This is a genomic window from Paenibacillus thiaminolyticus (assembly GCF_003591545.1).
In the GTDB taxonomy this organism is placed as follows: Bacteria; Bacillota; Bacilli; order Paenibacillales; family Paenibacillaceae; genus Paenibacillus_B; species Paenibacillus_B thiaminolyticus_A.
The window spans coordinates 1-6,152 of record NZ_QYZD01000075.1 but is presented as its reverse complement, the minus strand read 5'-3'; the positions used below and the strand labels follow the sequence as shown (position 1 = coordinate 6,152).

6 protein-coding genes are annotated in these 6,152 nt (G+C 50.7%); 2 read left to right on the top strand and 4 right to left on the bottom strand.

Features of this window, described 5'->3' with window-relative positions:
- Positions 1-688 precede the first annotated feature (688 nt).
- On the bottom strand, positions 689-1,486 hold the full coding sequence (locus DQX05_RS29745; protein WP_119796844.1) for a C40 family peptidase: 798 nt from the start codon (positions 1,484-1,486) through the stop codon (positions 689-691).
- 354 nt (positions 1,487-1,840) lie between these two features.
- Between DQX05_RS29745 and DQX05_RS29740 the strand changes: the two genes are divergently transcribed.
- Positions 1,841-2,056, top strand: a complete 216-nt coding sequence (locus DQX05_RS29740) for a hypothetical protein (protein ID WP_119796843.1) — start codon at positions 1,841-1,843, stop codon at positions 2,054-2,056.
- 46 nt (positions 2,057-2,102) lie between these two features.
- A complete protein-coding gene (locus tag DQX05_RS29735; RefSeq protein WP_182914966.1) occupies positions 2,103-2,243 on the top strand; it encodes a hypothetical protein in 141 nt (46 codons plus the stop codon).
- 248 nt (positions 2,244-2,491) lie between these two features.
- Here DQX05_RS29735 and DQX05_RS29730 read toward each other — a convergent pair whose 3' ends face one another.
- The 3 genes from DQX05_RS29730 to DQX05_RS29710 all read right to left on the bottom strand — a co-directional run bounded on the left by DQX05_RS29730 (position 2,492) and on the right by DQX05_RS29710 (position 6,068).
- A complete protein-coding gene (locus DQX05_RS29730; protein ID WP_147385251.1) occupies positions 2,492-3,478 on the bottom strand; it encodes a hypothetical protein in 987 nt (328 codons plus the stop codon).
- Between the two features lie 580 nt (positions 3,479-4,058).
- Complete coding sequence (locus DQX05_RS29715; RefSeq protein WP_119796838.1) at positions 4,059-4,973, bottom strand: cation diffusion facilitator family transporter; 915 nt, start codon at positions 4,971-4,973, stop codon at positions 4,059-4,061.
- Between the two features lie 432 nt (positions 4,974-5,405).
- A complete protein-coding gene (locus tag DQX05_RS29710; protein ID WP_119796837.1) occupies positions 5,406-6,068 on the bottom strand; it encodes an N-acetylmuramoyl-L-alanine amidase in 663 nt (220 codons plus the stop codon).
- Positions 6,069-6,152: the final 84 nt, after the last annotated feature.

The window sequence follows — 6,152 nt, the reverse complement described above, 5'->3', positions numbered from 1 at the left end:
CCACGAATATAGTTCAATAAGTTACAAATATAGAGACTTATGGTGAACGTCGTGAGATGCAACGCTAGTGTCATTTTAGGCCCTTTTGCTTCAAGCCGAAGCGAAACGGGTGAAATTCCTGCAGTTTTGCAGGATTCCCTTTCTGGTAAAAGTCGTCCGTATCGAATTGCTGTATTTGCGCAGGATTTCGCTTACCGAATAGGCGTGTCTGGAGAAATCGTGCAGTTTTGCGGATTTCGCCTACCGGATAGACGTGTCTAGGGAAATGGTTCAGTTTTCAGGCCGTTGGAACCTTCCCTGTTTTTTACGAAGGGGTGGATTTTCCATTTTCCTACCTAAAACTTGAACCCATAGCGTTTTAAATCGATTTTTTCTACTGAGAGACGAGATCCACCACATAAAAAATCAAGTGCCACAAAATCCCTTGGACTTTCTCAACAGCCTGGGATCTATGCAGGACAATCAAGCGAGTTTTTGCGGATTTAAAGGAGAAGCATGGGATGCGGTGAACGACCTTGCGAGGATGAAAAGAGTCGCCCATCTCCTCATTCCGATTTCGTATTTGAAAATATGGATGTAATGTTTCACGGGAGTTTGTCTATTAATTTGAAAAGAGGCCCTGTAGGGCCTCTTTTCAGATCCAAGGCAACAGAAGTGCCTGTAGAGCCGTGTTTAAGCGATTCCAAACCTACTTCACTACGCTGCCACCGAACAGGAAGCGGTGCTCCCAAGTGGTGTTGAGCACATTGTCGACCCGCACGCCGCCGGATTTTTGGGAGTACGTATGCAGAATTTTGCCGTCTCCCAAGTAAATCCCTACATGCGTAATCCGCTCCGTGCTCTTGTTGACGCCTTTATAATCAGAGGCCTTGGATCCCTTATAGGACATGAAGAACATGAGATCGCCGCGCTTCAACTGGCTGATGCTCGTCTTCGCCGTGGAATTCTCCTTAATCCAGCTTCCTTGCTTGCGTGAATCCGTCGGCAGCACGATGCCGAGCGCTTCCTTATAGGCTTGTCTGACGAAGGCGGAGCAATCGAACGTTTTGGTGCTGTTCCGGTTGGATCCGAATTCGTACGGCGTGCCCAAATATTTTTGTCCGACCTTGATGACCTTCTCGATGTCGGCTGACTGGTTAGACTCGGATGGCTTATTGCCTGTAGAGGAATTCGCCACCTCTATGTATTTGCTGCTCGTGCTCATATATCCAGTGTTGCCTTTTTCGTCCCGTACTTTGTACCAATAGCTGTTATGCTTGTCCAATATCGTAACTTTCTCGCCTTTTTTCATCAAACGGATAGCTGAAGAAGACGTAGAAGGTTCCTTGCGCAAATTAACCGAAGCGATAATATTACCCGTCTGATTGGCCGACACCTGCTGCGCCGTCGCGGCAGCCTGGGGAGCTTCGGCAGCCTGGGATACCCCTGTGAATACTTGTCCTGCCATCGTTACCATCAATAATCCTAACAATAGTTGTTTTTTCATGTCATCCTCCTTGTTGTTCTACCAATGCTGTAGTGTGACGCTGCAAAGGAATATTGAGTTGTTGTTCATATGAACAGGATGTCAAAGAATAGTATTTTTTAATAGTTATACTAAAATTGTTATGACATCCCAGAAACAACTTGCCCTAATTATAAATAGAGCCGGACAGGGGAAGCTATCCGACAATCTGCTTAAAAATAGACAAAATTGTAACCTTCTCTAGTTCAATATACCTAATAACCGTAAGAAAAAAGAATATTTTGTAACTATTACCCAGGAAATTAAGGTATATTATAGAAAAAGGCTGATTGACTGAGAGGAGTTGTCCTGGAAGGAATCGGCCTGCATTTTCTCGTGCACCAGTGGTCGGCGCTCGCGGCATGGATTTTATCGCTGTCCAACGTATACCTCATCTTCGTCCTTATCGCGGATTACCGTCTGACGAAGCTGAATCCGGTGGTGGTGACGGAGCGCCTCATCCGAATCCGCATCGCACACGACATCTGGACCGATATCGGATCGGGATCAGATTTCCGCCATCCGGTTCTTGAAGGGACCGCTGTCGAATGACGAGCTGCGCCATACGGCCGCCCCCTTGTTCGGCACGCCAAATATAATGCTAGATTTAACGGCTCCCGCATCGGTCACGGGCCGGTTCGGAAGCAGCCGCGACCTGGAGCATATCGCGCTCTGCCTCGATCAGCCCCATGAATTCATCGCAGCGCTGGAAGCAGAGGCGGACGGGTCGCCTTCCTAATACCAAAAAAGCGTGCAGGCAGAATCGGGTTCGAATCCCGAGTCTGACTGCACGCTTTTTATTAATATCAGTCAAGACAGTAACCGTAAATATTCCTGGTTCGCTTGTACTTTGTTTCCGGATTGATAGAGTTTAATGGTCCCCGCTGGCGCTTCGCCAAAGAACACTATGCAGCAGGGGGAGAACATGTACCGGCCCAAGCGTATGCCTGGAGCCGGTGCGCGATCAATGCGATTGGATGGAATGCATTATTTATACTTTACGCTCAAAAGCTGTCTCAGCTCCTCATTCGAATATTGGCCTTTCATGCCTTTGATGTTTACCGTTAGCTTTTTCTCGGAGGCGGCTTGAATCGATTTTGCTTTGTACTGATTTACAATCGTTTGGGAGGCGCCATCGGATACGACATATTGCCCGATGTCCGGCCGGTATGAGAGGAAGAGCAAATATTGTTGGCCGGCCTTCACCTTGTCAACGGATTGATAGAGCTTAATCGTTGGCGATTCTGACTCACCATACAGCGTGTCATCGATACGCAGGACAGACTCTTGATGCGCAGCAAGCGGATCGGCTCCGTTTTCCTGGATTTCACTCACCGCATCGACATACGCAACGACAACCAAGTCGGTATTGCCATCTAACATTTCTTCAATATGGTAGTAAGGAAAGTCCGCATAGACGGCTTCATCCGCGGAGGCAGGCGCGACAGAAGAATTTCTTAATTGCTGGAGGTCGCTCAAATCGTGAGACTGCGGCGTAGTCATCGTGGCGCGATTTCGGTTGTAGCTCATGATGGACGTGGTTCCGTAGACTCCCTCGCCCGCCGTATCATGATCCCCCAGAAATTGAGTATGGCCGAACTCGTGGGTCGTGGAGCTGAGACTGGCGTTCCAAACTGAACTCGGGAAATCGCGAGCCAGTAATCTCTTGTTCACCTTAATCGTAAAGTAGGAGCTATTTTTGCTGTACAGGCCATACCATGACTCAGGATAGTCTCGATAATAGCATTTATTCTGGGAGGACGATTTCTCGTTCATGGTCGTTCCCGCAGCCGCCGTCCAGTTTTTGGCCCCTTGAGCACAGAGTCCGTTGTCACTGTCCGCGCTGGCAAAGGTAATAGAATATAAATCCCACCCGGAAGGGATCGAATGGTTTTGGGCAGCGGAGGCTACAGTGGGCACAAGCGAGACAAGAAGCAAGAAAGAGACGAAAACCGATAATAACCTTGCTTTCATTCGCATCAACCTCTTTTCTTATTCGTTTTTAAACTTCTTTACCATGCTTTTTGCTGTAGAATACGGGAGTGAAAAAACCATGAAGGAGGTAGTTGCAAAGATGATGTGCAGATCTGAAGGATGGCAAGGGTTCGAGAACATAAAACGAAGGTAAAAGCACCTGGAGTCGCCTGGCGGCAAAGAGAATGCTGCACTGGAGTGTTCTTGGAAATGCTGCATGCGCAAATTTTTACCGATAACCGAATACAAAATCAAGCTACGTTATCTCTCCCCCTTCCGGATCCGGATTTTCTTAATCGCGAAGCAATCAAACAGAGCGGCCGAGAGGGTATGTATGATGATTGACTTCGCCATAAAAGAAGAGGAATCCCGAACATTCCCGAACATTTTTGGGAATGTTTGTTAACGACATCATATTTAAAAATTAAGGTATTTGTCAATCGTTTTTTTTGAAAAGAAGTACCTTGTTCGGTTACGCCATACCCCTCCCGATCATATAAAAGCGTCCAAAAGAGTCTGATCGCTCAGAGTCTTCGAACGCTTTTCTGATCAAAGAACATGATTCCGGCACGGCATCCGCTTAATGAACCGTCCGTCCTTGAAGCCGCTTCGGCTCCGCTCCTGATACCATCGGCTCGACGTGAACATGGACATGGGCAATATTATGCTTGCGCTGCATCCGCTGCTCGATATCGTCGCAGATGCGATGGCCCTCCACGAGACTCAATCCCGCATCGACCAGCACGACGACATCCACCAGCACCAGGCTTCCATGCAGCCGGGCCTTCACCTCGCGAATCGCCCGCACGCCTTCCGTGCTCTCCACCGTCTTCCGCAACCGCTCCAGTTGGGCTTCGTCGAAGCCGTCCGTTAACGTATGAGTGGCCTCGCGGAAAATATTCCACGCTGTCTTGCAAATCAGGATGCCGACGGTCAGCGCCGCCAGCGGATCAAGCCAGCTCATTCCGAATTGCGCGCCGAAGATGCCCACCGCCGCGCCAATGCTGACAAAAGCATCGGAGCGATTGTCCTGTGCCGCCGCCATAAGCGCCTGATTGCGGATTCGCGTTGCGAGACGCTTATTGTAGGTGTATACGGCAAGCATAATAGCCGCACTGGCCAGCGCCACCCAACCGGTAACCGGGCTCGGGCTGCTCTCTCCCCCGGCGAACCAGGAGCCTGCGGTGGACAGAATGACCTGAATGCCGACCGTCGCCATAATGAAGGACGCGATCAGCGCCGCGATCGTTTCCGCCCGCAAATGTCCGTACGGATGATCCCGATCCGGCGGCTTCTGCGAGATGCGCAGACCGATAAGGACGGCCAACGACGCGATAATATCGGTCAGGTTGTTCCAGCCGTCAGCCTGCAGCGCTTGCGACTGATACATCCAGCCAATCATTAGCTTGACGCCGGACAAGACAATATAAGCGGCGATGCTAATCCATGCCCCTTTTTCTCCCTGCTTCATATCCGCGTATACATCCGCACTCACGGTCAAGCCCCTCCCCCGCTATCAATCCGCCACTACGAAGAACTGTCATCGAGCTGATGGAGTTTTTCAGCGTTAATGTTGAGTTACTATCGTATCAGACGGATCCCGTGTGGGTCTACAGAAACAGTGTTGACCCCCCATACAACTCTTGAGCCGGCAACAACCTGTTGCTGCCTGGTAGAAAAGTTGGGACCGTTAATGAAAGTTGCTGAGAGGCAACACTGCTTCATCCCCTTAGCTTGTACCAGATGGGGGAGGCGTATACTTGCCGGGGCTATCGCTCATCTCTAGCTTTATCGTTCCAATGCTTTGTCCCGGTTCGATCTCGATGGTATCCATAATCTCCTCCCTATGCGGAAGCTTCGTTTTTTCTATGTTACCATTTTCCAAAAGATGGCGATAGGACCAGAGAGCCTCGCGGTACAAGAAGGGCTATGCTTTCATTTGCTTGCACAGGCGCTCGGCGACGACCGCCAGTTCGGCACGCGTGACCGGCTCATTCGGGGCAAACCCGGAACCGCGGCCCGCCATAATTCCATTGGCGATCGCATACTGGATCGATGATTCGGCCCAGTGGCCTGCATAGTCCCGCTCCTCGGGCTTGCCTTGTCCTCCCCGCTGCTCTTCCACGAGGTTCATGAACTCCTGCCAGCGCGGCAGCACCCGCGACGGGCAAGCCTTCCCGCTCCATTGGCGGTGCGGAACGATACGCTCCATGGCAATGCCGTGCTTCTCCGCCAGCCAGGCGGTCAGTTCCGCAGCCCGCCGCCACGCCTTCGGCTCATCCATCCCCTCGTACATGCAGATCTCGACGCCAAGCGACAGCAGATTGCCGGGTCCGTTGCCGTCCCCCGCATGCCATCCCTGCTCATCTTCGCGCAGATGCTGATAGATCTCATGGTCATCGACCGTATAGTGCCAGCTCTTCTTCTCCCCGCCGCTTCCGTTCAGAATATAGCGGGAATGCGCCTCGGCTGTGGCGCCGGGAGCCGGATTGTCCGTATTATGGATCGTAATATATTGCGGCTTCATCAGCCGGTTTGGCTTGTTCGGCCGCCCGTCGGGCAGCAATCGCTGCTTAATGTCCAGACTCATCGTGTTGTCATCCTCTCATTTCTGTTGAAAATAAAAACCAGCTAATGTTTGTCAAGCTGCACCCTTGGTGATTTAATGAATTAC